The sequence below is a fragment of the Kitasatospora sp. NBC_01250 genome, assembly GCF_036226465.1.
Classification (GTDB): domain Bacteria; phylum Actinomycetota; class Actinomycetes; order Streptomycetales; family Streptomycetaceae; genus Kitasatospora.
Window position 1 is genome coordinate 7,446,269 of record NZ_CP108476.1, and the last position, 26,790, is coordinate 7,473,058.

General features: G+C 72.1%; 20 protein-coding genes. 12 read left to right on the forward strand and 8 right to left on the reverse strand.

The window, feature by feature from the left end; genetic code table 11:
- Positions 1-14 precede the first annotated feature (14 nt).
- Positions 15-3,890, reverse strand: a complete 3,876-nt coding sequence (locus tag OG500_RS31585; RefSeq protein ID WP_442907089.1) for a Pls/PosA family non-ribosomal peptide synthetase — start codon at positions 3,888-3,890, stop codon at positions 15-17.
- Positions 3,891-4,339: 449 nt separating this feature from the next.
- Here OG500_RS31585 and OG500_RS31590 point away from each other — a divergent pair, with 449 nt between their 5' ends.
- Positions 4,340-5,446, forward strand: coding sequence for an NADH:flavin oxidoreductase/NADH oxidase (locus OG500_RS31590; protein ID WP_327070232.1), 1,107 nt, complete (start codon positions 4,340-4,342; stop codon positions 5,444-5,446).
- Positions 5,447-5,474: 28 nt separating this feature from the next.
- On the opposite strand, the gene OG500_RS31595 is transcribed toward OG500_RS31590, so the two are convergent.
- Together OG500_RS31595 and OG500_RS31600 are read right to left on the reverse strand one after the other, a co-directional pair.
- Positions 5,475-5,756 (reverse strand): hypothetical protein, encoded by a 282-nt coding sequence (locus tag OG500_RS31595; protein ID WP_327070233.1) that lies wholly within the window; start codon positions 5,754-5,756, stop codon positions 5,475-5,477.
- Between the two features lie 111 nt (positions 5,757-5,867).
- The gene (locus OG500_RS31600) at positions 5,868-6,632 is read right to left on the reverse strand and encodes a FadR/GntR family transcriptional regulator (RefSeq protein ID WP_329585002.1); all 765 of its coding nucleotides are present in this window, start codon (positions 6,630-6,632) and stop codon (positions 5,868-5,870) included.
- A 184-nt stretch (positions 6,633-6,816) separates the two neighbouring features.
- On the opposite strand from OG500_RS31600, the gene OG500_RS31605 reads away from it, so the two are divergent.
- The 5 genes from OG500_RS31605 to OG500_RS31625 all read left to right on the forward strand — a co-directional run bounded on the left by OG500_RS31605 (position 6,817) and on the right by OG500_RS31625 (position 10,968).
- A complete protein-coding gene (locus OG500_RS31605; RefSeq protein WP_442907090.1) occupies positions 6,817-7,404 on the forward strand; it encodes a gluconokinase in 588 nt (195 codons plus the stop codon).
- The gene (locus tag OG500_RS31610; protein WP_329585005.1) at positions 7,401-8,780 is read left to right on the forward strand and encodes a GntT/GntP/DsdX family permease; all 1,380 of its coding nucleotides are present in this window, start codon (positions 7,401-7,403) and stop codon (positions 8,778-8,780) included. The genes OG500_RS31605 and OG500_RS31610 overlap by 4 nt, the downstream gene beginning before the upstream one ends.
- Before the next feature lie 176 nt (positions 8,781-8,956).
- The gene (locus OG500_RS31615; RefSeq protein WP_329585008.1) at positions 8,957-9,280 is read left to right on the forward strand and encodes a type VII secretion target; all 324 of its coding nucleotides are present in this window, start codon (positions 8,957-8,959) and stop codon (positions 9,278-9,280) included.
- A gap of 2 nt (positions 9,281-9,282) precedes the next feature.
- Positions 9,283-10,539, forward strand: a complete 1,257-nt coding sequence (locus OG500_RS31620; protein WP_329585011.1) for an amidase domain-containing protein — start codon at positions 9,283-9,285, stop codon at positions 10,537-10,539.
- A gap of 6 nt (positions 10,540-10,545) precedes the next feature.
- Positions 10,546-10,968 (forward strand): hypothetical protein, encoded by a 423-nt coding sequence (locus OG500_RS31625; protein WP_329585013.1) that lies wholly within the window; start codon positions 10,546-10,548, stop codon positions 10,966-10,968.
- Positions 10,969-11,064: 96 nt separating this feature from the next.
- Here the strand turns inward: OG500_RS31625 and OG500_RS31630 are convergent, their stop codons facing one another.
- Positions 11,065-11,970 carry a LysR family transcriptional regulator gene (locus OG500_RS31630; protein WP_329585016.1) on the reverse strand — a complete coding sequence of 302 codons (906 nt, stop codon included), beginning with the start codon at positions 11,968-11,970 and terminating at the stop codon, positions 11,065-11,067.
- Between the two features lie 131 nt (positions 11,971-12,101).
- On the opposite strand from OG500_RS31630, the gene OG500_RS31635 reads away from it, so the two are divergent.
- The 4 genes from OG500_RS31635 to OG500_RS31650 all read left to right on the forward strand — a co-directional run bounded on the left by OG500_RS31635 (position 12,102) and on the right by OG500_RS31650 (position 15,917).
- Positions 12,102-13,007 (forward strand): DMT family transporter, encoded by a 906-nt coding sequence (locus OG500_RS31635; protein WP_327070240.1) that lies wholly within the window; start codon positions 12,102-12,104, stop codon positions 13,005-13,007.
- Between the two features lie 5 nt (positions 13,008-13,012).
- Positions 13,013-14,368, forward strand: a complete 1,356-nt coding sequence (locus OG500_RS31640; RefSeq protein WP_329585020.1) for an MFS transporter — start codon at positions 13,013-13,015, stop codon at positions 14,366-14,368.
- A 161-nt stretch (positions 14,369-14,529) separates the two neighbouring features.
- Complete coding sequence (locus tag OG500_RS31645; RefSeq protein WP_327070242.1) at positions 14,530-15,099, forward strand: potassium channel family protein; 570 nt, start codon at positions 14,530-14,532, stop codon at positions 15,097-15,099.
- A complete protein-coding gene (locus OG500_RS31650) occupies positions 15,096-15,917 on the forward strand; it encodes a hypothetical protein (RefSeq protein ID WP_327070243.1) in 822 nt (273 codons plus the stop codon). Before OG500_RS31645 ends, OG500_RS31650 begins: the two co-directional genes overlap by 4 nt.
- Before the next feature lie 158 nt (positions 15,918-16,075).
- On the opposite strand, the gene OG500_RS31655 is transcribed toward OG500_RS31650, so the two are convergent.
- A complete protein-coding gene (locus OG500_RS31655; RefSeq protein ID WP_329585023.1) occupies positions 16,076-18,514 on the reverse strand; it encodes a helicase-associated domain-containing protein in 2,439 nt (812 codons plus the stop codon).
- Positions 18,515-19,091: 577 nt separating this feature from the next.
- On the opposite strand from OG500_RS31655, the gene OG500_RS31660 reads away from it, so the two are divergent.
- The gene (locus OG500_RS31660; protein ID WP_329585025.1) at positions 19,092-20,183 is read left to right on the forward strand and encodes a SagB/ThcOx family dehydrogenase; all 1,092 of its coding nucleotides are present in this window, start codon (positions 19,092-19,094) and stop codon (positions 20,181-20,183) included.
- Positions 20,184-20,570: 387 nt separating this feature from the next.
- Here the strand turns inward: OG500_RS31660 and OG500_RS31665 are convergent, their stop codons facing one another.
- From OG500_RS31665 to OG500_RS31675, 3 genes are all read right to left on the reverse strand, one after another.
- Entirely contained in the window at positions 20,571-21,056 is a 486-nt protein-coding gene (locus tag OG500_RS31665) for a hypothetical protein (protein WP_327070246.1), read from the reverse strand.
- Positions 21,057-21,313: 257 nt separating this feature from the next.
- Positions 21,314-22,462 carry an SMI1/KNR4 family protein gene (locus OG500_RS31670; protein WP_329585030.1) on the reverse strand — a complete coding sequence of 383 codons (1,149 nt, stop codon included), beginning with the start codon at positions 22,460-22,462 and terminating at the stop codon, positions 21,314-21,316.
- A 309-nt stretch (positions 22,463-22,771) separates the two neighbouring features.
- A complete protein-coding gene (locus OG500_RS31675) occupies positions 22,772-23,929 on the reverse strand; it encodes a UDP-N-acetylglucosamine--N-acetylmuramyl-(pentapeptide) pyrophosphoryl-undecaprenol N-acetylglucosamine transferase (protein ID WP_329587853.1) in 1,158 nt (385 codons plus the stop codon).
- Between the two features lie 610 nt (positions 23,930-24,539).
- Between OG500_RS31675 and OG500_RS31680 the strand changes: the two genes are divergently transcribed.
- Entirely contained in the window at positions 24,540-26,729 is a 2,190-nt protein-coding gene (locus tag OG500_RS31680; RefSeq protein ID WP_329585033.1) for a hypothetical protein, read from the forward strand.
- The last annotated feature ends 61 nt before the right edge of the window (positions 26,730-26,790 follow it).

Sequence of the window (26,790 nt, forward strand, 5' to 3'; positions counted from 1 at the left end):
CGCCCTGCGCCGCGTCACGCCTGCCAGGCCTCGATCGGGTTGCCCAGCCAGCGGCTGTCCGCCGGGACGGACTCCGCGCGCATCACCAGGGAGGCCGGACCCAGCGTGCTGCGGGCGCCGACGGTGCTGCCGGGCAGCACGATCCCGCCCGGGCCCAGGGTGGCGCCCGCACGCAGCACCACAGTATCCATGCGCATGATCCGGTCGTGGAAGAGGTGGGTCTGCAGCACGCAGCCGCGGTTGATGCTGACCCCCTCGCCCAGGGTGACCAGGTCGGCCTCGGGCAGCCAGTAGCTCTCGCACCACACCCCGGCGCCGATCCGGGCGCCCAGGCCGCGCAGCCACAGCGTCATGACCGGGGTGCCGGGCACCGCGCCGATCAGCCACGGCACGGCCAGCACCTCGGTGAAGGTGTCGGCCAGCTCGTTGCGCCAGACGAACGAGCTCCACAGCGGGTGCTCGACCGCCCGGAACCGGCCGACCAGCAGCCACTTGGCGGCGAGCGAGACCAGGCAGGCCAGCGCCCCGGCCGCCAGCAGCACCAGGCCGCAGAGCAGCGCGATCAGCCACGGCGAGCCCAGCGCGCAGAGCGCGGCGGCGGTCAGCACGCCGAGCGCGGCCGAGCAGAGCACCGGGACCAGCCGGCAGAGCTCGACCAGGCCGCGGGCCCAGAGCAGCCGGGCCGGCGGGTCGTAGGTCAGGCTCTGGTCGCCCGTGTCGGCGGCGCGCGGCAGCTTCACCGGCGGCATGCCGAGGTAGGAGCTGCCCTTCTTGGCCTTCTTCGGGGTCGCGGACAGCACGCCGACCAGGCCCCGGTCCGGCACGGCGCGCCCGGGCGCGGTCATCCCGGAGTTGCCCAGGAAGGCGCGGCGGCCGATCTCGGCCCGGCCGATCCGCAGCCAGCCGCCGCCCAGCTCGTAGGGGGCGATCAGGGTGTCGTCGGCGAGGAAGGCGCCGTCGCCGACGGTGGTCAGGCTGGGCAGCGCGAGCACGGTGGAGACCTCGGCGCGCCGGCCGACCTTCATGCCCAGCAGGCGCAGCCAGACGGGGGTGGCCAGGCCCGCGTAGAGCGGGAAGAGGGTCTCCCGGGCCAGGTCCATCAGCTGGCTGACCGTCCAGGCCTGCCAGCCGACCCGCCCGTGCAGCGGGTGGTGCCCGGTGCTCAGACCCAGGCTCAGCAGCCGCACGGCGGCCAGCACCAGCAGCGCGTAGCAGAGCCCGTAGGCCAGCGTGGCCGGCAGCACGGCCGCCAGCGCGCCGCCCAGCGCCGTGCCCAGCCCTGCGGTGGACGGGACGAACCGCACGGCCACCAGCAGCGCGGGCACCGCGGCCAGCAGCGGCAGCAGGCTCAGGCCGAACCCGGTCAGCCCGTACACCACGGACCAGCGCCGCAGGTGCGGCGGGCGCTGCTTGGGCCAGGCACGCTCGGCCTTGCCGAGCTTGGCGGCGGGCGCGCCCGCCCAGCGCTGCCCGGTGGGGATCTGTCCGGTGACGCTGGAGCCCGGGGCCACCTCGGCCCGCTTGCCGACCCGTGCGCCGGGCAGCAGCGTGCTGCGGGTGCCGATCACCGCGCCCGAGCCGACCCGCAGCGCGCCGATCTCCAGCCGGTCGCCGTCCAGCCAGTGGCCGGACAGGTCCACCTCGGCCTCCACCGCGCAGCCCTTGCCGAGCCGCAGCATGCCGGTGACCGGCGGCAGCGAGTGCAGGTCGACGTCCTCGGCGATCCGGGCGCCCAGCGCCCGCCCGTAGCGGTTCAGCCAGGAGCCGGAGAGCTGGGTGGCACCGCTGTACTCGGCCAGCCGCTCGGCCGTCCACAGCCGCAGGTGCACGCTGCCGCCGCGCGGGTAGCTGCCGGGCCGCAGCCCGCGCAGCAGCAGCCGCGCCCCGCCCGCCGCGATCGCGAGCCGGCCCGGTGCGCTGAACAGCAGCAGGCCGGCCGCGCCCAGCAGCCACCACGAGGCGGTCGGCGCCCAGGGGTAGGGGCCGAACCAGTGCAGCACGTTGCCGAGCGCCAGCAGCGCGGTGGTCCAGCGCAGGCCGACCAGGGTGAAGAGCGGGACGAGCAGCAGCAGCTGCACCAGCCCGGCGCGCCGCGGGGTGGGCGCGATCTCGCGCTTGGCGCCGTCGCCCTGGCCCGAGCGCTCCAGGTGGCGGGCCAGCTTGCGCAGCACCGGCTGCTGGTAGATGTCCAGCACGGCGGCGGACGGGTAGCGGGTGCGCAGCAGCGTGGTGAGCCGGGCCGCGGCCAGGCTGCCGCCGCCGATCGCGAAGAAGTCGTCGCGCGCGCTGGTCACCGGCACGCCGAGGATCTCGCTCCACTGCTCGGCCAGCCAGGCCTCGGTGCCGTAGAGCTGTTCGACGGGACCGGTGTCGCCCAGGTCCAGCGGCCAGGGCAGCGCGTCGCGGTCGACCTTGCCGGAGGTGCGGGTGGGCAGCTCGGCGACCGGCGCGAGCAGCGGCACCAGCGCGGCCGGCAGCTCGGCGCGCAGCTTCGCCACCGCCGTCCCGCGGTCGAAGCCCTCCTGGGTGACCAGGTAGCCCACCAGCAGCTGGTTGCCGCCGCGCGCCGTGCGCACGGCCGCCGCGGCGCCCGCCACGCCCGGCAGCGCCTGCAGCGCCGCGTCCACCTCGCCCAGCTCGATCCGCCGCCCGCCGAGCTTGATCTGCTCGTCCGCGCGGCCGAGGAAGACCAGGCCCTCGGGCTCGGCGCGCACCAGGTCGCCGCTGCGGTAGGCGCGCTGCCAGCCGAGCGACTCCAGCGGCGCGTACTTCTCGGCGTCCTTGGCCGGGTCCAGGTAGCGGGCCAGGCCCACCCCGCCGATCACCAGCTGGCCGCTCCCGCCCATCGGCACCGGCCGGCCGGCCTCGTCGACCACGGCCAGCTCCCAGCCGTCCAGCGGCAGGCCGATCCGCACCGGCCCCTCGCCGGTCAGCAGGGCGCCGCAGGCCACCACGGTGGCCTCGGTCGGGCCGTAGGTGTTCCACACCTCGCGGCCCTCGGTGACCAGGCGCTCGACCAGCTCGGGCGGGCAGGCCTCGCCGCCGAAGATCAGCAGCCGGACGTCGCCCAGCGACTCGGCGGGCCACAGCGCGGCCAGTGTCGGCACGGTGGAGACCACGGTGATTTCCTGCTCGGCCAGCCAGGGGCCCAGGTCGGCGCCGCCGCGCACCTGGGAGCGCGGCACCGGCACCAGGCAGGCGCCGTGCCGCCAGGCCAGCCACATCTCCTCGCAGGAGGCGTCGAAGGCGACCGAGAGCCCGGCCATCACCCGGTCGCCGGGCGCGATCGGCTCCTCCTGCAGGAAGAGCGCGGCCTCGGCGTCCACGAAGGCGGCGGCATTGCGGTGGGTGACGGCCACGCCCTTGGGCTTGCCGGTGGAGCCGGAGGTGAAGATGATCCAGGCGTCGTGCTCGGGGCCCGGGCGCTGGTCGATGCCGCTGCCGGGCCGCAGCACGGTCAGCTCGCCGCCCGCGCCCAGCACGGCGGTCACCTCGGCCTCGCCGAAGACCAGGTCGGCGCGCTCCGGCGGGTCCTCGGCGTCCACCGGCACGTAGGCGGCGCCGGCCGCGAGCACCGCCAGGATCCCGACGTAGAGGTCGTTGGTGCCGGACGGGACCCGGATCCCCACCCGGTCGCCGAGCCCGACACCGGCGGCGGTCAGCCGGCGGCGCAGCGCGGCCACCTCGGCGGCCAGCGCACGGTAGCTGAGCTGGGTGCGCCCGTCGTCGAGCGCGGGCTCCTGGGGGTGGGCGCGCACGGTGGCGTCCAGCAGGTCGACCAGGGTGCGCGGCGCGGGGGCCGGCCGGGTGCCGAAGCGCGCGGGCTCGCCACCGGGGGCGGCCGGCTCCTGCCGGTCACCCTGGGTGCTGATCTGCGTCATGACAGCCATCGGTCCTCATCCCTCGTCCCCCACCAGGCTCTCACCAGACCCGGGCCGACCTGCGCGAATGCCGCCCGCACGGGTGATACGGAGCTGGTGGTGAGCACAACAACCCATCGATGGTAGTCCGGTCCGCCGCCGTTCGCCGGGTGGCCGAAGTGGCCAACTGGCCGTGATCGGCTCGGAACTGACGAAACATCAGCTCCCATCCCGATTGCTGGGCAAGGAGGGTGACGGTTCGTCAGCCGAATTGACGGACCGTCAGATCGAAATCTGGAATGTGACCCAGGCGACACCGGCCGGGTGTGTCGGTCGGCGCCGGTCGGGCGTGCCGGTCGACACCGGCCCGTGCACACGGATGGGTCGATCGGCTTACTGTACGAGTAGTCTCGTACAAAGTCGGATCCCGTAGTACGATCATTCCCGTACTAACCGGTCCGACCTGCTAGGAGCTGTGCGTGTCTGCCCTGTTCGAGCCCATCACGCTGCGCGGACTGACCGTCCCCAACCGGGTCTGGATGGCCCCGATGTGCATGTACTCGGCCGCCGCCGAGGGTCCGGAGACCGGGGTGGCCACCGACTTCCACCTCACCCACCTGGCCAGCCGGGCCGCCGGCGGCGCCGGCCTGGTGATCGTCGAGGCGACCGCGGTGCTGCCGGAGGGCCGGATCAGCCCCTTCGACCTCGGCCTGTGGAACGAGCGCCAGCAGCAGGAGCTCGCCCGGGTGACCGCCGCGATCCGCGGCTACGGCTCGGTGCCCGCGATCCAGCTCGCGCACGCCGGGCGCAAGGCCTCCTCGCAGTCGCCGTGGGTCGGCGGCCGGGCGATCCCCGAGGGCGAGGGCGGCTGGCGCACCGTGGCGCCCAGCCCGCAGGCGTTCGAGGGCCACCCGGAGCCGGACGAGCTCGGCGTCGAGCAGATCGGCGAGATCGTGCGCGCCTTCGCGGCCGCGGCCGAGCGGGCGCTGGCGGCCGGCTTCCAGGCGGTGGAGGTGCACGGTGCGCACGGCTACCTCACCCACTCCTTCCTCTCTCCGAACTCCAACCACCGCACCGACGCCTACGGCGGCTCCTTCGAGAACCGGATCAGGTTCGCGCTGGAGGTCTCGGCCGCGGTCCGCGCCGTCTGGCCCGCCGACCTGCCGGTCTTCTTCCGCACCTCGGCCACCGACTGGCTGACCGAGAACCCCGAGGACGAGCGGGAGGGCTGGACCGGCGAGGACACTGTGCGGCTGGCCAAGGAGCTGCAGGCCATCGGCATCGACCTGCTGGACGTCTCCACCGGCGGCCTGGTGCCGGGCGCGCGGATCCCGGTCGAGCCCGGCTACCAGGTGCCGTTCGCCGAGCAGGTGCGCGGCTCCACCGGGCTGCCGGTCGGCGCCGTCGGGCTGATCACCGAGGCCGCGCAGGCCGAGCAGATCATCGCCGACGGGCGCGCGGACGTCGTGCTGCTCGGCCGCGAGCTGCTGCGCAACCCGTACTGGGCGCAGCACGCCGCGCGCGAACTGGGTGCCGAGCGCCGCTGGCCCTCGCAGTACGCCGTCGCCGTCGGCGCCCAGGGCTGAGCACCCGCCGTCCGCCCCGCGGTGTGGGTCAGCGGGGCGGACGGCTGCCGGTGAGGGGTGAGTCGCGCCCGGGGCCGCGGCGGCGCTGGGCGGCGATCTGACGCGCGATCACGACCTCCAGCAGGCACCAGAGGATCCCGAACACGCCCACCCCGCTGATCAGCAGCGCCACCGCCATGGTCCGCCGGGCGTGGGCGAGCGAGGCGAGCGTGGCGACGGTCAGGCCGACCTGCGTGAAGGCCACGAAGAGCACGGTGCGCACGGCTGCCGCGCGCACCTCGTCCGGCATCCGTCGGCGTGCAGCGGACATCGGTGGCAACCCCCGGGTGAGCGAACTGGGCGGTCTGGCGCGCCCTTATGTACCGATTGCCCGCCGCGCCCGGCGCGAAACCGTGCGGCAGGCGCACGCCCCCCGCGTGCGTCAGAGCTGTTCCCCCGACTGTTCCCCCGGCTGGGCAGCCGGTCGGGCGAGCGGCTGGGCAGCCGGTCGGGCGTCCAACTCGGTGGCCAGTTCCGCCAGCGCACCCGTGACGATGGTGCGCATCGCCTGCTCCGCCCGGTCGGGCGCGCCCGCGCAGATCGCCTCCGCCACCTCCCGGTGCAACTGCACGGCGTAGGCCCGCGGCTGGTGCGGCATCAGATTGTGCTCGGTCCGGCCGGTGAGCACCGCGCCCACCGTGTCGCCCAGGTGCGCGAACATCTCGTTGCCGGAGGCGCGCAGCACGGTGGCGTGGAACGCGATGTCGTGCCGCAGGAACGAGACCAGGTCGGCAGCCCGTGCGGTGACCGTCAACTCGACTGCCAGGGCGCTCAGTTCGCGGCACTGGTCGGCGGTGGCGCACTGCGCTGCCAGCGCCGCGGCGGCCGGCTCGACGGCCACCCGCAGCGAGCCGAGCGAGCGCAGCTGGGCCGCCCGGTCGGCGCCGGCCAGCCGCCAGCGGATCACCAGCGGATCGAAGACGTCCCAGTCCCGCCGGGGCTGCACGGTGATGCCGATCCGCCGCTTGGAGGCCACCAGGCGCATCGACTCCAGGATCCGCACCGCCTCGCGGACCACCGTGCGCGACACCCCGAACCGCGCCTCCAGCTCCTCGATCCGCAGCACCGCCCCCTCGGGGATCTCGCCCGCCGCGATCGCCGGCCCGAGCTCGGCGAGCAGTTTGCCGGGCAGTCCCTGGATCTCCATCCGCTCAGCCTAGAGGACCCGCGTCAGCCCGGAGGACCCGCACGGGCGCGCCGACAAGTATGACGATTTGATGTCGGCTTCTTGAATAGGTCATACCTTTGGGTTGATAGTGACGTCATCGCAGGCGCCGCGCGGGGAGAACCAGACCGCCGGGTCCGCCCCGAACGTGTCAGGAGCAGAACCCATGGCTCTCAGCGCCGAGAACCAGCCGACCGGCCCGTCGACCGACCGGCCGACCGGAGCGCCGGACCCCGCACCGCTGATCGTGGTGATGGGCGTCTCCGGCGTCGGCAAGACCACCGTCGCCCGGCTGCTCGCCGACCGCCTCGGCCTGCCGTACGCGGAGGCCGACGACTTCCACCCGGCCGCCAACATCGCCAAGATGACCGCCGGCATCCCGCTGGACGACGCCGACCGCGCCCCGTGGCTGCGCGCCCTGGCCGGCTGGCTGCACGAGCGCGGCGAGGCCGGCACCGGGGGAGTGGTCACCTGCTCCGCGCTCAAGCGCCACTACCGCGACACCCTGCGCGCCGGCTGCCCGGCGGCGTACTTCCTGCACCTGGACGGCAGCCGCCGCCTGGTCGCCGGCCGACTCGTGCTGCGCACCGGCCACTTCATGCCGCCCTCGCTGCTCGACTCCCAGTACGCCCTGCTCGAACCGCTCCAGCCGGACGAGCACGGCGCGGTGCTGGAACTCGGCGCGCACACCCCCCACGAACTCGTCGAGCTGGCCGTCGCGTTGCTGCGGCCCGTCAATGGAGACCTCGATTGAACCCCCACCTCCTCGCCGCGGGTCTGCCGCACGCCCACAGTGACGGGCGACTGCTGCTCGCCACCCTGCTCAGCATCGGCGTCGTCGTGCTGGCGATCAGCCGGCTGAAGCTGCACCCCTTCCTCGCCCTCACGGTCGGCTCCGGCCTGCTCGCGGCCGTCGCGGGCGCGCCGTTCGACCAGCTGATGACGAGCTTCTCCACCGGCTTCGGCGCCACCGTGACCAGCGTGGGCCTGCTGATCGGGCTGGGCGCGATGCTCGGCAAGCTGCTCGCCGACTCGGGCGGGGCGAACATCATCGCGGACACCGTGCTGGCCCGCTCCAGCAAGCGGATGCTGCCCTGGGCGATGGCGCTGACAGCCGCGGTGCTGGGGCTGCCGCTCTTCTTCGAGATCGGCGTGGTGCTGCTGATCCCGATCGTGCTGCTGGTCGCCCGGCGCGGGAACCTGAGCGTGATCCGGGTCGGCATCCCGGCACTGGCCGGCCTCTCCGTGCTGCACGGGCTCATCCCGCCGCACCCCGGCCCGCTGGTCGCGGTCGACGCGCTGAAGGCCGACCTGGGCACCACCCTGGCCCTCGGCCTGCTGATCGCGGTGCCCACCCTGGTCATCGCCGGCCCGCTCTTCGCCCGCCTCGCCGAGCGCTGGGTCGGCCCGCTGACGCCGCCGCAGGCCGTCGTCGCCGAACAGCCCGAACGCTCCGGCCCCGCGCCCTCGTTCGGCGCCGTCCTCGCCACCATCCTGCTGCCCGTCGTGCTGATGCTCGCCAAGGCACTGGCGGACGTGGTGATCGACAACCCCAAGGACCACGCCCAGCGCATCCTCGACTTCATCGGCTCCCCGCTGATCGCGCTGCTGCTGGCCGTCCTGCTGGCCATGCTCACCCTGGGCCGGGCAGCCGGGTTCACCAAGGCGCGGATCTCGGAGACGGTGGCCTCCTCGCTCGGCCCGATCGCCGGCATCGTCTTCATCGTCGGCGCGGGCGGCGGCTTCAAGCAGACCCTGGTCGACGTGGGCGTCGGCGACGCGGTCAGCCACTGGGCGACCAGGCTGCACATCTCCGCCCTCCTCCTCGGCTGGCTGATCGCCGTCCTGATCCGCCTCGCCACCGGCTCGGCCACGGTGGCCACCATCACCGCGGCGGGCATCGTCTCCCCGCTGGCCACCGGGATGTCCAGCACCCACACCGCGCTCCTGGTGCTGGCGGTCGGCGCGGGCTCGCTCTTCTTCTCGCACGTGAACGACGCGGGCTTCTGGCTGGTCAAGGAGTACTTCGGGATGAGCGTCGGACAGACGCTGAAGAGCTGGTCGGTGATGGAGACGGTGATCTCGGTGGTGGCGATCGCGCTGATCCTGCCGCTGAGCCTGATCATCTGATGCCGACGAAGACGCTCCACCGCGGGCGGCGGCTCGGACCACCGAGCCGCCGCCCTTTCGTCAAGACGGTTCGTGCCCGTTGCACGCATTCCCTCGTTCCCCATACGACCTGTAACAATGGACGGCGCTCTGGAACGGGTAGATCTCCAGGGCGTTGTGGAAGTAAAGGGGGGTACATGAACGACATTAGCGTCCACCCGGCTGCGTTGCGGAGCTCGGCGAACGGTGTGCAGGGCGCCACGGGGCAGGTCGGGGCGGCCAGCGGGCACTGGCTCGACGCCAGTTCCACCGCCGCGGCCGCGCTGACCGGCTGGCAGTCCGGATCCACCCTCAAGGACTGCACTGACGCCTGGCAGACTCACATCGCGTCAATTGTCGATCAACTCAACGTTTATGCCGGACAGTTGAGCGATTCGGCGCAGTCCTACGACGCGGCCGAGCAGGAGGCCCATCGGCGTATCGCTGCCGCTCTGACCGACCTGAACGCGACGGAGAGCTGATCGTGGACATCCCAACCCTCAAAGCCGCGCGGAGCGGTGACGTCAATGCCGCTGCCGGCAGCTGGATGTCCCTCTCCAAGGAGTGCTGGCAGGCCGTCAATGACATCCACGCCAACGGCGTGGACCCGCTCAAGGCGAACTGGAAGGACCGCGTCGGTGATGCGGCCGGTCGCAAACTCGAGGCGCAGGCAAACGCATTGGAGGCCGGCGCCGACATCATGCGCGGCGTGGCCATGGTTCTCGACGGGCTCGGTGCCGAGATCAACCGGGCCCAGCTCCTGCTCGACTCCGCACTCGGCATGGCCCGTGACTACGGGCTGACCGTCGACGAGGCGTCCGGAACGGTCACTGCTCCCGGTGGTGCGGCATCCTCCCTGGACTCCGTCGTCCAGGAGGTCGGCGCCATGGTCCGGGAGGCACTGCGCGAGGCTGCGCAGGCCGACCAGCAGGCGGCTGCCGAACTCGCCAAGCTCGGCGCAGCCACCTGCGAGACCGACCCGAACAAGGCGCTGAACGTCCTTCAGAACGAGGCTTCCCAGGTCGAGCTGACCATGTACCAGGGCGGCATCCCCGACGGTCAGGACCCGCGTCTGGTCGCCGACTGGTGGAAGGCGCTGCCCGACGACCAGCGCCGGCAGTTGATGCTCTCCGACCCGGTGACGCTGGCCAACCTCCCGGGCATCCCGGACGACGTGAAGCTGGAACTCCGCGGTGGCCCCGGCGCCAAGTACGACCGGGTCAAGATGGTGCAGTGGGCGCTCGACCACTGGAACGACGACAGCGTCGACCGGTTCGACGACAACTGCACCGACTTCGCCTCCGAGGCACTGCTGCAAGGCGGCCTCACACCCAAGTGGGACTCCTGGTGGGGCTGGCGGGGCGACGACACCTGGGGCCGCAGCGACGACCCGGGCGACGACTGGCTGTCCCAACGGACCGACTACTCGAAGACCTGGGCCGGCGCGCAGAACATGCACGACTTCATGATGCGCCACGGCGGCCAGGAGGTGGCGCCGGACCAGGTGAAGCCCGGAGACCTCGTCTACTACGAGGAGGACTCCGACCAGGACGCGCAGGACGGAAAGGGCGTCATCCACCACACGGCGGTCGTCACGGCCGTGACCCCGGACGGCGACATCCGCTACACCCAGCACAGCGGCGACCAGAAGGACGTCAGCATCGCCGGTCGCATGGACGGCTTCCAGGAGCAACGCGGGCACCAGAAGCTGCACTTCGTCCGCGTGAATCCGGATTGGTGACAGGCCGTGCTCGAACTCAAGCGGACTCCCGGGGCTCCCGGGTGGCTCAAGGCCCGGTACTCGCTGGCTCTCGTCGTCGCAGCCTGGGCGTGCTCCGTCCCCACGATCCTGGCCGACGACGACATGGGCGCGCTGTTGCGCACGTGCCGCGACAGCCCCGGCGCTCCGGCCTACGTCCTGCCCCTCGCCTGGGCCGGCCTGCTGCTGGGCGTCGCCGCCGCCGGTTGGAGCGCCTGGCAGTTGGCCACCGTCCTGCGTGGCAGGTCCCGCCGGCTCAGCACCGGTCACGCCCTCCTCCACGCCGTCCTGCCCCTGGCGGTCATCGGCGTGCTGTTCCAAGCCGCCGTGCTGCAGACCGCGGTCAAGGACTCCCACCCGCGACCGAGCCCCTGTTTCGGCAGCGCCCGACTCGCGACCGAAGTCCGCTGAGACCGCAGAGCCGTACGTGCTTCGTTTCCGGCGACGCGACCATGTCGCCGGCCGCGATGGACCGACAGCAGGGGAGGGCGGAGGGCCCGGGCCTGCTCAGCCCCCGGTGGGTCGAGCGGCCGCGCTCCGCAGCGCGTCGAGCAGTCTGTGCAGCGCGGGCTGGGCGGGTGACGACTCCCGTACCGCTGCGTAGATCGCCCGCACCGGCTCCGGGTTGCGGACCTCGCGTACGACGACGTCGGGATGGCGGTTGCCCAGCCCCATCGTCGGAATCAGGCTCACCCCGAGCCCGGCGGCGACGAATCCCTGCGCGGTGGCGTAGTCCCCGCTCTCGACGACGAAGTCCGGGCTGAAGCCGGCCGAGGCACAGGCGTCGAGGACGGGGTCCAGGCACGGGCCGGGCTGGTCGCTGCCGACCCACGCCTCGTCGGCGAGGTCGGTCAGGTCGAGCGCCTGCTTCGCGGCGAGGCGGTGTCCCCGGGGCAGCACCGCGACGTACCTGTCGTCGGCCAGGTGCACGAACCGGAGGCCGTCCACGGAGGCCTTGTCCCGTGGCCGGACCACGAGGGCCACGTCGGCCCGGCGCTCCTTCACCTCCAGCAGGGAATCCTCGGGATCGCTCAGTCTGAGTTCGACCTGGACACCCGGCTGCTCTCGGCGGAGCGCCGCCACGGCGGGGGCCACCATCGTGGCGCCCGCCGTGGCGAAGTACCGGACCACCACCCGGCCCGTCCGTCCGGCCCGCAGTTCGGCGAGCGCGGTCTCCGCCTCGGCGACGTGTCGGCCGATGACAGCCGCGTACTCGGTGAGCAGCCTCCCGGCCTCGGTGGGCCGCACGCCCCGCCCGGTCCGCTCCAGCAGCCCGATCCCGGCCTCCTTCTCCAGCGCCGCCATCTGCTGGCTGACGGCGGAAGGCGTGTAGCCCAGGTTCCGTGCTGCCGCGGTGACCGAACCACTGGTGACCACAGCCCTCAGCACCTGCATACGCCGCATATCAAGCATGTAGAACAGCTTAACTCTCCCTCAAGATCTTTTCGCTTGTCTTACGACGGCCTGCGAGGCACCGTACGTGGAAGGAAGAACCCACCAGGAGGCGGACAGTGCTCAGCGGCCCACGCGGAACCCTCATGCGGATGTCCGTCCTCGCCCTGCTGTGGGGATCGGGCTTCCTCTGGATCAAACTCGCCCTGGACGGCGGTCTGTCCCCGCTCCACATCACCGTCATCCGCTGTGTGCTGGGAGCGGGCGTTCTGCTGCTCCTGGCCCGCTCCGGCGGCCAGCGCCTGCCACGCGACCGCAGGACCTGGGGCCACCTCGTGGTGGCCGCCTTCTTCTGCAACGCCCTGCCGTTCTTCCTCTTCGGCATCGGCGAACAGAGCGTCGACTCAGGCGTGGCCGGCGTCCTGAACGCCACAACTCCGCTGTGGTCCTTGGCCATCGGAGCCGCTCTGGGCACGGAGCGCGGTATCCGTCCGGTCCGCCTGGCCGGCCTGCTGCTCGGCTTCGCAGGGACGGTGCTCATCTTCGCCCCGTGGCAGCGTGGCGGCCTGACCGGCTGGGGCGTGTCGGCCCTGCTCGCCGCAGCCGTCAGCTACGCGGTGGCCTTCGCCTACATGGCGCGGCACCTCATCGGCCGCCGGACCGCCCCGCTCGCCCTCTCGGCGGCCCAACTCCTCGCCGCCACAGGCCTGACCACCCTTGCCCTGCCCGCAGGTAGCACGACCCCGTCCGCTCCCACCCTCACCGCGGTGGCCGCCGTCGTCGTCCTGGGCGTCTTCGGCACGGGTGTCACGTTCCACCTCAACTCCCGGCTCATTGCCGACGAGGGCCCCACCACTGCTGCGAGCGTCGGCTACCTGCTGCCGGTGGTCTCGGTGGCGCTGGGCGCGATGGTCCTCGACGAACGGGTGGGCCCTCGGGTCATCGCGGGCATGGCCCTGGTGCTCGTCGGCGTCGGACTGACGCGCAGCCCGACCAGCGGCCTCGCCCGGTCCGGCGCCGCCGCGCCGCTGCGAAGCTCTGGATCGAGCACCGGATGAAACCGATGACGCAGGAAGAATCCCCTTGGCGGGAGGCCGACTTCCGCACCCTGTTCGGTGCGACGACACTCAGCCAGCTCGGCACCAACATCGGCTACGTCGCCATCCCGTTCATCGCGGTGTCCGCCCTCGACGCGAGTCCCGGCCAGGTCGGGGCACTGGCCGCCCTGAGCACGGCCGCCTTTCTCCTCGTCGGCCTGCCGGCCGGAGCATGGGTGGACCGGATGCGGCATCGGCGCGTGCTGATCGCCGCCGATCTGATGCGGGCAACCCTCCTCGCCACCGTCCCGTCGACCTGGTGGCTCGGCTCCCTCACGCTCGGCCAGTTGTACGTGACCGTCCTGCTGAACGGCTGCGCCACCGTCTTCTTCGACGTCGGTTCACAGAGCGTGCTGCCGCAACTGGTCGGCCGTGACGGTCTCGTCCGGGCGAACGCCGCCGTGGTGAGCCTGACAGCCGTCGCCAACGTGGCGGGCCGGGGCGTGGGCGGAGGACTCGTCCAACTGCTCACGGCCCCCGTGGCCGTGGCCTGCGCGGCCGTGGGCTACCTGGCCTCGGCCCTGCGCCTCACCGCGATCAGCCGCGCACCCCTGCCGGCCTCACCGCCGTCCGGGAGGCCCACGCAGCTGAGGGCACAGATCGCCGAAGGTCTGCGGCACGTCCTCGGCAATCGGGAGCTACGAGCCCTCGCGCTCACCGCGGCCCTGAGCAACCTCGGCTCCCAGATCATCAACACCATGCTCCCGGTGCTGTTCGTCCGAGAACTCCATTTCCCGGCCGAGGTGCTGGGCCTGTTCTGGGCGATGGGCGGAGTCGGCCTCCTGCTCGGAGCACGCTGCGCCCGGCCCATCGCCGGGCGCCTCGGCCACGGCCGCACCCTCGGCCTGCTCGGCCTGTGGCTGGCGCCCGCCGGACTCCTTGTCCCGCTGGTGGGTCGTGGCCCCTGGCTCTGGCTGGCCGGGACCGGCTGGCTGCTGGCCATGTTCAAGACGGGTATGGACAACGTGCTGGGCGTCAGCCTGCGGCAACGTGCGACGCCGGATGTACTCCTCGGCCGGATGAACGCCACCTTCCGCTTCCTGCTCACCGGTGCACTCGCCGTCGGCTCTGCCGTGGCAGGCGTGATCGGTGAGCTGGCCACCGTCCACACCACGCTCTGGGTGGGCGCCGCCTTCCTGGCGACGGCCTTCCTCCCCGTCTTCGTCTCGCCCCTCCGAACGCGACGCGAACTGCCGAAGCAGCACGAAAGTCCGGCCTGCGAGGACCCCGGCGCGGAAGTCCTGGTCGACCGGGCGGGCGCCTCGCGGGCAAGGCCGACACGGGGGACGATGGAGGCGGTGAAGACCCGCCCGGCTGCATGATCGCCGGGCGTCGGAGTCGCGCGTCCGGCCGCTCGAGCAGGTCTCCGATCTCCGGACGGAGTCGCCGGAAGGAGGGAGCATGAGCGCGCCCAGGGAAGGTCCGTCCTGGTGGCCACCGCGGTGAAGCAGTCGCATCGGCGGGCCTTCAAGGTGCCGGCCTCATGAACGGCAGCACCAGGTCGGGGCACGGCCTCCAGGCCATGAACCGGCTCTCGCCCGGCGCGGTCACCCGGATCGTGCTGCGGGTGGTCGGGTCGGTCGCCGCGCTGGTGGCCCTGTACTACGTGCTGCCGCTGGACCGCTCCTCCCTCGCAGCCACCGTCACGATGCTGGTCACGGGGCTTGTGGCCTCCGTCGTCCTGGTCACCTTCCAGGTGCGCCAGATCGTCCGGTCGCCGTTACCGGTCGTGTGCGCGGTCGAGGCGATGGCCATCAGCGTGCCGTTCTTCCTGCTGCTGTTCGCCGGCAGCTACGTGGCCCTGGCCGGGCTGTCCCCCGGCAACTTCAGCGGGCACCTCTCGCACACCGACGGTCTGTACTTCGCTGTCACCGTGTTCTCCACGGTCGGCTTCGGCGACATCACCGCGAAGTCCGAGACCGCCCGGCTTGTGGTCACCGCGCAGATGATCAGCGACCTCGTCATCCTCGGCCTCGGGATCAGGGTCATCGTGAGTGCCGTCCGGCGCAGCCAACAGCGGAAGGCTCCGCGGCAGCACCGGGAGGGACGATGAGCCGAGCCGACAGGACACCCGGACGGAGCCCCGCCGGCCACCGCCCGCACCCAAGGAGCTCGGCGACGTTCGTCGACCACGTGGGCGCGGACGGGGTCGTCGTCCGCCTGGAGTCGCGCCGTCACCGCAAGCACCAGCGACCGGCCACCGGATCGACCTGGTGGGCCCCTGCGGCCCGTGGCTGGTGGATCGCGGTCCTGTTCGCCATCGGATCACTGCTGTTCGCGCTCGGGTCGATACCCGGCTACGCCGACGCCGTCGGAGCCCGAACGGACACGATCACCTACTTCACCGGCTCGCTCTTCTTCACCTCGGCCTCGTTCCTCTGCTACCGCGAGACGGTCGACGCCGCCTCACCAGCGCAGAACCCCCACCACCGGCGCTTCCTCACCTGCCAGCCCCGCCGGATCGACTGGTGGGCCACCGCGGTCCAACTGGTCGGAACCGTCTACTTCAACGTCAGCACCGGGCTCGCCATGGCCGACAACCTCTCCGCCCGCGCCGCCCACCAGCACGTGTGGCGCCCCGACGCGATCGGCTCCGTCTGCTTCCTGGTGGCCAGCATGCTGGCCTGGTACGAGGCCTGCCACGGCTGGCTCGCCTGGCACCCCCGGTCCTGGGCCTGGTGGATCACCCTGGCCAACCTGATCGGGTCCATCGCCTTCGGCATCTCGGCGGTGGCCGGCTACATCAACCCGGCCACCGGCCAGGTGCACAACATCGACCGAGCCAACACGCAAACCCTGATCGGCGCGGTGTGCTTCCTCGCCGGCGCCGTACTGCTGCTCCCCGAACGCACCGAGGAACCGCGCAACTGAGCGACAGGGGGCGTGCCGTGACCTCCGCCGGTGTTGCAGCTCGCTGGTGTTCCCCCGCGCTGCGCGTCCCGTCGTCCGGATCGATCACGCTCCGGCTCGTGCGGCCCGCCTCCGGCTGCTGCGCCAGGACCTGTCCGGCACGATCCACCGGACACGTCCTAGGCGGGCATCACCCCGTGGATGCGGGAGAGGGTGAACGCGCGTTCGTCGTTTCGCAGGTGGCACCAGGCGTGCAGGTAGGGCGGATCGAGATCGAGTCGGCTGAGCGTGCGGACGGTCGTGGCGCCCGAAGCGGCGACGTACTCGATCGTGATCGCCGCGCCGCCGTCGACGGCGTGAGCCAGCTGGCGGACGTCGGTGGAGGACAGGTTGCGCGCGTGCCCGGCGATGGTCTTCTCCGTGTCGCCGGCGTCGGGAGGGCGGTGCCCCGGGTCGGGTTCGGGGACGCCCTGCGAGGCGGCCAGCAGCCGGGCGGCGAGCGCGCTCAGGTCGACGGCCGACCGCGCGTCGGGAGTGTCGGCCTCCGTCCGTCGCGGCCGGGACCGGCCGGCGGGAAGGCGCGGGGACGGGACCGGACTCGCCGCGCGGGGACGCTGGGCCCGCTCGATGCGAACGGACCCGTCGGGCTTCTCGGAGACGGGGGCGTAGCCCGCGGACCGAAGTGCCGCGAGCGTCTTGTCCGGTGAGGCCCGGCCGATCAGAACCGTCGGGGCCACTTGTCGCAGACCCAGTGGGGTGAGCTTGCGGTGGGCGGCCAGCTCGGCCAGGAGGGCCGGCTCCTCGCCGTGGATCACACAGGCTGCGGAGGCCACGCGGACCCGGCCGTGGCCGCGCGCGGCGTCGTGGAGCAGGTACGCGAGCGGCTGGGGAAGCGGTTCGACGGCGACGGCGGTCAGGTCGGCCGTCAGGACCTCGGGGGTCAGGCCCGCATCGAGGGCGCGGCGGACGCTTCCCGGGCTGAACCGCCATACGGATGCGGCACCGCCGGCCTCCCGGTCCGCGACGGAGTCCAGCAGCGTGCCGAGGGCCGTCGACGGCGTGCCTGCGACCACGGCCGTGAGGTCGCTGCCGAATCGGGCGGTCGCGCTGGAGGCGGGCAGCAACTGCCGGCCGGCCTCCGCCAGCGCCTGGACGTCACCGGCGAGCAGCGCGGCCCCGAGCGGGGACAGGGCGCCGAGGGCGAGTGCGCCGAGCAGTTCCGCTTCCCGGATCAGGGTGGCGAACGGCGTTTCGTCCTGAGGGAGTTCATCGACAAGCGGACGGTTCCACCGGATCAGCGGCCCCAGTTCCGCCGGGTCCGCCGCGCCTTCGCCCGGCGGGAGCTGCGACACCGCTGTGAGCAGTCCCTGCCGGGCCTGTACGCAGCCTTCGCACGGCGGTGCACCGACGAGGGCCGGCAGCGCTTTCCCGTTCTCGTCGCGGCTCCCGCCGGGGGTCATCGGCAGTGTCCACCACGCCCGGAGAAGCGCGACGATTTGGTCGGCCGGTTCCTCCTCGGCCCAGCTGTCGTAGGCGTCGGTCGCCGCCACCCGGTCGCCGTCCCGGGCGAGCAGCCCGGCAGCGCTCGCCGTCTCCAACGCGAGGCGGACCACGATCTCCTCACACTGCGCAGCCTTGCCGATCCGGGACAGTTCGCGGGCACCGATCCCGCCGGCCTTCAGCCGAGCCGGGGGAGCGGTCGCGCACACCCGGAGAACGGAGGCGGCGTGGGTGGCGAAGGCCATCGAGGCGGCTGCGGCCTCCTGCCCGATCCTCGAAGCGCTGACGGACACCGACCGCGGGACGGGCGGGACGGGCGTGAACGGAGCTCTCCAGCCAGGGCCGCGCAGCGCGAGCGCCACCTCCGCGGGCATGCGGGCCGGCCCGTACCGGTGCCGTTCCCGGACCAGCAGTCCCCGCTCCAGCGCCCACCGTTCGCCCGGCCCGGAGTCGGGCGGCGGAGCTCCGAACAGGATGAACCCCGATCGCTCCGGAGCCCGACTCGCATGCCGCTCGAGGAGCTTCCGCGCGGCGGCGGGAGCCTTGGCCACCAACGCGGCGACCCGCTCCGGATCGCCGTGATGGTCGATCAGCGCCGCCAGCCGCTTCTGCTTGGTGTGGCCGGAGGGTTTGATACGGAGGGCCGCCACCATGCGCCCCAGTTCATCGGAGTTGGTGCCCGCCAGGAGCCGCGCCAGGGGCGCGTCCAGTCCCAGCGGCGTGTCCCATGCCTGCCGCAGCGGTGCCACCATGTGCAGCAGCCCGTCGCCGTCCGGCCACACCAGAGCGCGATCGGCCAGCCCTTCCAGGGCGGCCTCGAGCGCGCGAGCGCGTTCCCCGTCGTCCGCGTCCAGAAGGCTCCCCAGGGAGTCCCGCGAGGCAGGTGCCAGCGCGGCGAGGGCCTCCGCCACCTGCAGGTGCGGGAGCACGAGCCGGGGCAGCGCCAGCGCCACCGACGCCGGGCGCTGGAGGCGGTCCGCCAGTTCACCGGCGGATCGGGGCTCCGGGGCCGACGCCGCATCCGGGCGCGCCGCCAGGACCCGTTCCAACGCAGCTGGGTCGAGATCCCGAAGCCATGCGGCCAGCGTCGATCCGCTCTTCTTGGTGATGGGGAACACCTCGCCAGGTTGGGGCCGTTCTGTCCCGACAACAGCCGGGGAACTCCATCATGGCGCACCGGGCGGGCATCGCGATCAGGGAACAGCATTCCTCCTTCTCCGAAGGTTTCTCCAAGCTGCTCGACGACCGCGAGCCCGCCAAGCTGGAGCCGTGAAATGACGAAGGCTCCGACTGAGATGCAGCCCGAGCCTTCGGTACAGCCGGCGGAGGATACGAGATCCGAATTCGTGAGGGGTTGCCCCCAGCCCGCGCCACCGCGTTGACTCGGTGCAGGCCCACCGCTCGGGTGGCCGTGCACCGAGAGAACAAGGAGGCTGGCCATGCATGCCGAGATCACTGCAGACCGGACCAACCACCAGGACCAGGACACTTTCCTGATCGAGGTCATCGACACCGACGACGAGGTCCTCCTGGCGCTGAACAAGAACAACGCCTGCTGACCGACCGTCATCAAAACCGCGGCGCGGGGCTGCTACCGGCCCTGCGCCGCCCTGATCCGCAGACCTGGTGGGAGCCCCGGCGACCGCCGAAGCGTGCGTGCCGTCGCCCTTCCCCCAGTCGACAATGGAGCTCCGAATGCTGGTTCGCGCGGTAGACCCGCTGTTCATCCAACCCGATGCCAGCGGGATCCAGGTATCGAGCCCGCTGGTGCCCGCCCGGCTCCGGGTAGGGCCCGAGACCGCCCAGCTCCTGATCAGTGCGCGGACCCCGCTGTCCGTCCCCGAGGCTGAGCCCGGCACCACGTCCTCCCTCCTGGCAGCGGTGGAACAGCTGCTCGCGCTGGGCTTTCTGGTCAAGGCGGACGACGAACCCGTTCCGGCGGCCCCGAGCCCGTGGGATGCCTGGGGGCCCGTCGCTTGGTGGTTCCACCAGCGCACCAGGAACGTGGCCTTCCTCCCGGAGGAGGAGGTCGGGGCCTTCCGGAGCGAGTTGCTCACCCGGCCTCGCCCGAGCGGTTACGCCCACCCCGGCCCGGAGACCCCGGTGCTCCTGCTTCCCCGGGTTCGCCAGCCGATGACCATGTCCTTCCAGGACGTGCTCGAACAGCGGCGCACCCATCGCACTTTCACGGATCAGCCGGTGTCGCTCGACGCCCTCGCGACACTGCTCCACTACTCCTTCGCCCCGCTCCGCTTCTCCGACTGCGGCGATCTGGGCGTCACCCAGCTGCGGGCCGCGGCCACGGGCGGTGCCCGGCACGAGACCGACGCCTACGTGGCCGTCTTCACCGTCCGCGACGTCTCACCCGGCCTGTACCGGTACGACGCGATCCGCCACGGCCTCCTCCCCGTCGATGCCCGGGTCGACCGGGAAACCTGGGAAGAGCTGACGTCACGGCAGGGATTCTTCACCACCGGCAGCTTTGCCCTGATCACCGTCGCCGTGGCTGAACGGATGTCCTGGAAGTACCGGCACGCACGGGCCTATCGCTTCCTCATGCAGGATGTCGGCCACGTGGCACAGGTGGTGTCCATGACGGCTACCGCACTCGGTCTGGGCGCTGCTCTCACCGGCGCCTTCCAGGACGACCTGGTCGATCAGGCGCTCGGGCTCGACCCAGGCTCAGAGTTCGCGACCTTCGTCATGGTCTGCGGCACTCCTCGGACCAGGCCCGACGGCATGCCGCTCGACTCCGATTTCCCCACCGAGCCCTGGGCGCTGAGCTGACCGCACCGACTGCTCCGCGCCCCCTGGCGTTCCTCATCGACGACAGCCGGGTTCCGGAGGACGAACTCGCCCTGGCGCGGCGCGGTCAAGCCCCTGCCCGCCGATCCGGACGCCGCGCCCGTGGATCTCCCATGGGCAGCCAACCTCCTTGCCCTCGCACTCTTTTGGCCCGGGGAGGCTGGTGAGGCCCGTCAGCTCTGCCGCGCCGAGCTCGCGTTCCCTCCGGCAGCGAGCGTCGGCCGGGCGCCACGACGCCCCTTCTGCCCGACCAGGCGGAGGCACTCTGCCTCGCCCGGGCCACCGCGGAACGCATCATGGCCAGGCTCGACGTCCGGGTGACAGTCTGGCGCACGACTCAGGAGATCGCTCAAGGACTGCTCGTGTGTTCTACGCCTCCGCCGGCGCCCGCCGGACGATGGAGGAAAGCGTGCCCCGATACGTCGTGCCAAGCGCAGTGACCACACCAATCACCGGTCCTGGGCCGTTCTTCATACGGCTCACGTAGTTCTCCGGGAGCAGTACCCGGTCGCCCACTTCGAGGTGATCACCGCCTCGCCACCGGTATGCGTACCCACCGACATCTACGATCTGATCGCCGCCGAGTTCATAGATGCGAGTGGCCTCGTCGATCCGTTGCTCGAGTTCCTTGACCCGCCGCTCCAGCCACTCGATCTTCAGCTTGGATGCCCTGGCTCCAGACTCGCAGCCAACCGTGTACCCCTCGCTCCAGCCCTGTCGATGCGCCTTCGCTACTGCGCGATCTTCGTCCGTCGCGTGCGTACCGCAGGCGACATCCGAGCCGGTTATGCGAACACGGCACGGCTTGCCGGCGCGCGTCGGCCGCCCGCACGTTCGCTCCTGGTTTTCGACCATGTTGCCCCTCCAGTAGTCGAGCGGACAACCATAATCCCAAGAGAATCCGGGTAGACGTACTCGATCCAGACCTCCTCGCCTGGGTAGAGCGGGAAGTGGCCGTGCTCGTTCTCGAGGCTGGACCTCCACAAGATCGGCGGCCTGCGGTGGGGGACAGGCGCGGGCGGCTGAGATCGGCCGACGGGCGCCCCGATCACCTTCGTGGTCGGGGCGCTTCGGGTCGTATGACCGAGCGGTGCCGTTTGCGAGGTGGTGGCTTACCAGTAGGCGCGGTCGTCCCACGGTTCGAAGCCGGCGAACTCGATGGGGTCGTCGTCCTCGTCCAGCGCGGCCAGCCCTGCGGTACTGAAGGTGCCGCGCTGCCAGGCCAGGAGAGTGTCGATCAGCCCCTGCTCCAGGGGCGGTCCCTGGTCTGCGTGGCGTGGCCAGACGATCAGGGGCCAGTTGTCGGGGTCGTCTCCTTCGGTGAGCCAGCCGAGTTGGTCGCCGTCGATGGAGTTGGCGAACGGGAGGAACCCGCCGAGCTCGGGCCAGGTAGCGAGCGGATACCACTGGGGGTGGCTGCCCTTGAGCTGCCGGTACCCGTCGGTGGTCGACTCGATGTGCTGAAGGTAGCGCCGTTCGCCAGTGCGCAGCGGGGTGAAGAACCGCAGCCAGTTGCTCCAGCAGCCGGCGCCGTACAGGTCCATGAGGGTCACGTACTCGCGCGGCAGCGTCGTGCTCAACTCGTCGAAGAGTCCTGCCCAGGTGCCGCCGCCGAGGTAGGGATTCCCCGGTGGTGGAGACAGCAGGCGCAGGGCGTCCAGGCCGGTACCGGTTTCCAGGGCGATGCGGCGCTCGGCGTCAGTGAGCCGAGGAGTGGTGGGCTCGGGCAGGGTCCAGGCCCGGGCGGTCGGCAGGAAGGCTGTGCGGGCGATGGCGCCGGGGAGGGGACCGATCAGCGGTCCGGGTGGGGACGGCAGCTCCCATTCGGCTCGAACGGTGTGCCGGAGATAGCCGCTGAGGGTGAGGCCGTAGCGGTGCCAGGGCTCCAGGCCGTTGCCAGGGATGCCGCCCGAGTGGCTGACGACCACCGTCCACTCGTTGGGGTTTTCGGAGACGGAGGTGTCCCAGAACAGGACATCATTGCCCCGGGTTTCGCCCCAGGCGAGCAGCCCGCCTGGCTCGGGGTGGATGGCGGGCCGCTTGTGCTCCGGTAGTTCACGGGCCTCGATGCGAGCCTCGCGGTGAGTTTCGCGGAGCCAGTCACCGTAGTCGAAGCGGCCCTCCTGGACGCAGGGGATGTGTATCCACAGGTACTCGCCGAAGTCCAGCGGGCCGTGGGCGTTGGCCAGCTGCTTGTAGTCGTCCGGCAGCCTGAGTCCCAGCCACTCCTCGACCCCTGTCCAGTCGACCACGACCGGCATTGGTGGACGCTCCGGGTGAGGTGTGGTGAAGGCGGCTACGTCCAAGCTCACGTGGTTTCCTCCGCGTCGGGTAGCTCAAGTGTGTAGCGGCGAGACTATGCGAGCTTGATCACGTGAGGTCGGCCTGGTCACGTTGATCCGGCGTCCGGCGTCCTGCAACCACGGAACGACGAAGGCCCCGACCGCTGGGCGGTCGGGGCCTTCGTTATGGCTGGTCAGCCATGGCGGAGGAGATGAGATCCGAACTCGCGAGGCGTTGCCCCCAACACGCTCTCCAAGCGTGCGCCCGCCCCCCAGCCGGACGCCGCGTCAGCGCGAGCGCTGCCGATCGTCCGCACCGATGACCGACAGCAGGACGTCCACCAGCCGCTCCGCGGCGTCCGGGCGGCCCTGTGCCTGGGCGCGCTGGGCCATCGCCGTGCGGCGGGCCGGGTCGGTCAGGAGGGGGGCGACCGCCTCGCGCAGCGTGTCCGGGGTCGGCTGGCCGAGGAGGGCGACGGCGGCACCGGCGTCCTGGAGGTGGCGGGCGTTGTGCTCCTGCTCGTTGCCGGCCGAGGTGGCCAGCGGGATCAGGACGGCTGCCCGGCCCAGTGCTGTCAGCTCGGCGATCGTGCCCGCCCCGCTCCGCGAGACCACGACGTCCGCCAGGTCGAGGACGTCCGGCAGTTCGGGGCCGACGAAGCCGGAGACCAGGTAGCGGCCGGCCAGGTCGCCGGGGAGTGCGGCGGCGGCCTGGCGCAGGGCCGCCTCGTGGCTCGGTCCGCACTGGTGGATCACGTTGGCCCGCTCCAGCAGCCAGGGCAGGATCCCGCGCACCAGGTCGTTGATCTGCTGGCTTCCCTGCGCGCCACCGGTCACGTAGACGGTCGGACGGGCACGGTCGAACGACCACAGGCCCAGTGCCGCGACCGCCTTGTCGGCCTGCCCGGCCAGGACCTCGGGGCGCACCGGATTGCCCGTCACCACCGCGGCCCCGCGCACCGAATCGGCCAGCAGCGGCAGGGTCGACTCGGAGGAGACGGCGATGCGTGTCGCCCGGCGGGCGAGTGAGCGGTTGGCGAGTCCGAGGCGGACCGTCTGCTCGTGGATCACCAGGGGACGGCGGCACATCTTCGCGGCCACACCCACCGGAACGGCCACGTAGCCGCCGGTGGCCAGCACCACGTCAGGAGCGAAGCCGTTGATCCGTGACCGGGCCTGGAGGATCCCGAGCGGTACCCGCGCCATGTCCCGGATGTTCGCGGGGGAGAGCATCTTCAGGGGGTTGGCGCTGCGGCGGATCTTGCCCGTCGCGACGGTGGCGAACGCGATCCCCTCGCTGGCCGCGACCCGGGCCTCCAGGCCGTCGGCGGTGCCGACCCACAGGACGTCCACGGTCCGGCCGACGGCTGCCAGCCGGGCTCGCAGCGTTCGGATGGTGGTGAGCGCGGGGTAGGTGTGGCCACCCGTGCCACCACCGGTCACCATCAGCCGCAGGGCCCCGGCAGAAGCGACGGCATCGTTGTTCACAGGGGTAACTCCCAATCTGGCCAAGCCACATGCATCCGGTACCGGAGGGTAGTCGAACGATAGCAGGCCATGATCACACTCGTTCGACGCCGCCCGGCCCTGGCCGGTGCCGCCCGGGCGGCGGATTCTCGCCATAACCCGTCCGGCGGTGCGCCCGTGCCCCCGGCCGGGCACGTGCCCGGGGCATGCCCGTGACCACAGATGACCGGAGCATGACCACCCGGTTGTGGACCTGGCGCATCGGCCGGGTGTGGCGGTGCGGGTGAGGGAATCGGCCAGCGCTTCGGGTGCGGGCCGGTTCGGCCGTCTGTCGGCGGATCGGCCGGTGGGCTAGGTTCATCGCGTTGCCGAGGCGGGGCGGGGGCCCTGGATCCTCGCCCTCCGCGATGCCCGCAGCTCGGCTCCATGCAACGCAGCTCGGCTCCATGCAACGTTGCGCAACTCCACCCAGCTCCTTCCAGCTTGTTCCACCCGCACAAGCGCGAGCCGCGCGCGGGCAGACCCGTGTCCGCGGCCGGTCACTTCGAGGTGTGTGCGAGGGCGCACGCCTTTTCCCGGGAGGAAATCCATGGCTCTGACACGACGATGGTCGGCCGCGTTGGCCACGGCCGCTCTGCTGGCGATCGCCTCGCCGGCGGTGGCGGCGCACGCGGACACCGCGCCGGCCGTCCGGACGGACCTGCGCGTGCTGCTGCTCGACGACGGCAGCAGCTCGGTGGCGGCCGTCCGTGCCGAACTGGTCGGCGAGGGCGTGCCGTTCACCACGGTGACCCTCTCCGACCCGAACCGCCCGGTGATCAACGCCGCCTACCTCACCGGCACGCTGCCCGACGGCACGATCGAGGCCAAGTTCCAGTCGGTGGTGCTCCCCACCCTCGGCGCACTGGGCGCCGGCAGTGCCGAGACCACCGCGCTGACCAGCTACGAGACCTCGTACAGCATCCCCGAGGTGGACCTCAACACCTACGCGCAGCCCGCGATCGGCCTGAACTGGGCCCAGGACCCGGGCTACATCGGCGCGTTGGACGGCATGACCGCCAGTACCACCACCGCCGACGCGACCGGGCCCTTCAACTACCTCAAGGGCACCTTCCAGTTCGAGAACAACGACCCCAACGTGGTGGAGAGTTACGGCTACCTGGCGACGCCGGGCAGCACCAACTTCACCCCGATCCTGACCACCCCGATCCCGGGCACCACCACGCCCGGTGTGCTGGTCGGCCAGTACACCAACGGCGGGCGCCAGCAGCTGGTCTTCACCTTCGCCTTCAACCAGTACCAGGAGCAGTGGCGGGCGCTGGCCCGCGGGGTGGTCGACTGGATGACCGGGGGCGTCCACCTCGGCTTCGGCCGCTACTACTTCGGCGTCCAGGTCGACAACACCCTGCTCTCCGACAACCGGTGGAGCAACACCTTGAAGTGCACCGCGCAGAGCGCGGGTTGCAACACCGTCGCGGGCAGCCAGGACAACGTCCCGATCCGGATGACCGCCGCCGACGTCGACTACGCCAAGCAGTGGGAGGCGGCCAACAACGTCACCCTGGACCTGGCCGTCGACGGCAGCGGCAGCGACAGCGCCGCCCCGGCCGGCGGCACCGACGCCACCGAGACCGAGTTCGCGGCCAACGCGGCCTCCTTCCGGTTCGTCAACGCCACCTACGGCCAGCCGTTCCTGGGCTGCACCCGCAACGTCGGCGTGGTGCCGTGGGTCTGCCTCACCGACAACACCGGCGCCACCGAGTGGACCAGCCAGGCCGCCATCACCTCGGCGATCCAGGCCAACCTCACCTGGGCCCAGGCCAAGGGCCTGCCGCTCAACGCGAATGAGCTGGTGACCTCCCAGAACTCCGGTCTGGCGCTGGCCCCGCAGCAGTCGCTGGACAACCCCAACCTCGGGTCGGCGCTCACCGCGCTCGGCATCACCGCGCTCGCCTCCAACGCCGGCACCGACCCCGCCGGCCACGCGGTCGGCTCGGCGTACACGGTGCCCTCGCACCAGCTCAGCGTCTACGGCAACGCCGCCACCGCGGCGGAGGAGACCGACGAGTACAACTGGCTCTACACCGCCACCGCGCAGGGCGGCAGCGGCACTTGCACCGGTTCGACGACCTCCACCTGCCTGGCCGCGCCGCTGGACGAGACCACCGGCTACACGAGCACCATCGTGCCGAGCCTGGCGAAGCAGGCGTTCGCCCGGGTGCTCGTGGGCGACCCGACCCCGAACGTGGTCTCCCAGTCCGCCCTGGCCGAGGAGCGGATCGGCTACCCGGTGTTCAACCAGGTGCTGGCCAGCTACAGCGCGCTCTTCAACGCCAACGCCCCGCTGGTCGACCTGCGCACCGCCGACGTCGCCACCCAACTGCGCAACGAGGCCGCCTGGAACGCCGCGCTCGCGGCCGGCACGGTGACCGCCTACCGCAGCGGCTCGACGGTGACCGTCACGGCCCCCGCCGGGGTCCAGGTGCCGGTGACCGCGCCGTCCACCGCCGTCCAGGTGCTGGCGACCGGCACCGCCCCCGCCGGGACCGCCTACGCCCAGGAGCTGTCCGGCTGGCTCACCCCCGCCGCCGGCCAGAGCGCGGTGACCATCCAGACCACCACCACCGCCCCGGCCGCCAAGGCGCAGCTGCGGTCCGCCGCCGCGGCCGGCCAGGCGGTCACCGCCCACCCGCCGGTGCCCGCCAGCGTCGCGATCCCGGTCCCGTTCGGCCCGCAGGACACCACCCGGCTGCAGGCGGCCCGTTCCGCCCGCCGCTGAAGCCCGCCGCTGTAGCCCGCCGCTGACCGCACATCCGGCTCGGCTGGTGAATGATGGGCAG

What these genes read in the sequence shown, in the direction of transcription:
- OG500_RS31585 (WP_442907089.1), bottom strand. Translation starts at nt 3,890, where the DNA reads ATGGCTGTCATGACGCAGATCAGCACCCAGGGTGACCGGCAGGAGCCG.
- OG500_RS31595 (WP_327070233.1), bottom strand. Translation starts at nt 5,756, where the DNA reads ATGTCCGCTGCACGCCGACGGATGCCGGACGAGGTGCGCGCGGCAGCC.
- OG500_RS31600 (WP_329585002.1), bottom strand. Translation starts at nt 6,632, where the DNA reads ATGGAGATCCAGGGACTGCCCGGCAAACTGCTCGCCGAGCTCGGGCCG.
- OG500_RS31605 (WP_442907090.1), top strand. Translation starts at nt 6,817, where the DNA reads ATGGCTCTCAGCGCCGAGAACCAGCCGACCGGCCCGTCGACCGACCGG.
- OG500_RS31615 (WP_329585008.1), top strand. Translation starts at nt 8,957, where the DNA reads ATGAACGACATTAGCGTCCACCCGGCTGCGTTGCGGAGCTCGGCGAAC.
- OG500_RS31630 (WP_329585016.1), bottom strand. Translation starts at nt 11,970, where the DNA reads ATGCTTGATATGCGGCGTATGCAGGTGCTGAGGGCTGTGGTCACCAGT.
- OG500_RS31635 (WP_327070240.1), top strand. Translation starts at nt 12,102, where the DNA reads ATGTCCGTCCTCGCCCTGCTGTGGGGATCGGGCTTCCTCTGGATCAAA.
- OG500_RS31640 (WP_329585020.1), top strand. Translation starts at nt 13,013, where the DNA reads ATGACGCAGGAAGAATCCCCTTGGCGGGAGGCCGACTTCCGCACCCTG.
- OG500_RS31645 (WP_327070242.1), top strand. Translation starts at nt 14,530, where the DNA reads ATGAACGGCAGCACCAGGTCGGGGCACGGCCTCCAGGCCATGAACCGG.
- OG500_RS31650 (WP_327070243.1), top strand. Translation starts at nt 15,096, where the DNA reads ATGAGCCGAGCCGACAGGACACCCGGACGGAGCCCCGCCGGCCACCGC.
- OG500_RS31660 (WP_329585025.1), top strand. Translation starts at nt 19,092, where the DNA reads ATGCTGGTTCGCGCGGTAGACCCGCTGTTCATCCAACCCGATGCCAGC.
- OG500_RS31665 (WP_327070246.1), bottom strand. Translation starts at nt 21,056, where the DNA reads ATGGTCGAAAACCAGGAGCGAACGTGCGGGCGGCCGACGCGCGCCGGC.
- OG500_RS31670 (WP_329585030.1), bottom strand. Translation starts at nt 22,462, where the DNA reads ATGCCGGTCGTGGTCGACTGGACAGGGGTCGAGGAGTGGCTGGGACTC.
- OG500_RS31675 (WP_329587853.1), bottom strand. Translation starts at nt 23,929, where the DNA reads ATGGTGACCGGTGGTGGCACGGGTGGCCACACCTACCCCGCGCTCACC.
- OG500_RS31680 (WP_329585033.1), top strand. Translation starts at nt 24,540, where the DNA reads ATGGCTCTGACACGACGATGGTCGGCCGCGTTGGCCACGGCCGCTCTG.